The organism is Paraburkholderia sp. SIMBA_054 (genome assembly GCF_046534875.1).
GTDB lineage: Bacteria > Pseudomonadota > Gammaproteobacteria > Burkholderiales > Burkholderiaceae > Paraburkholderia > Paraburkholderia hospita.
This window is the reverse complement of record NZ_JAWRXV010001253.1, coordinates 1-252: the sequence shown is the minus strand read 5'-3', so window position 1 is coordinate 252 and position 252 is coordinate 1. Positions and strand designations below refer to the sequence as shown.

Below are 252 nucleotides of genomic sequence, written 5' to 3'. Positions count from 1 at the left end.
CAGGTTGATCGAACCGACCACGGCGATCTCCTCGTCCACGCTCAGGTGCTTGGCATGGAGGAAATGCGGCCGGTACAGGGCGATCCTGACCCCGCAGCGCAGCAGTTCGTCGTAGTAGGCCTCCTGGGCCCAGGCGGTGAGGCGCTGGTTGTCGCTCTCGGAGAGGATCAGCTGCACGTCCACGCCGGATACCGCGGCGATGCGCAGCGCGCTGAGCGTGGCTTCGTCGGGCACGAAGTACGGCGTCACCAG

Annotated in this window: 1 protein-coding gene; it reads right to left on the bottom strand. The window is 66.7% G+C overall.

Annotated features, from left to right (window positions below; translation table 11 throughout):
* On the bottom strand, window positions 1–252 hold a 252-nt coding region (locus SB822_RS59120; protein WP_410859378.1), incomplete at both ends, for a phospholipase D-like domain-containing protein.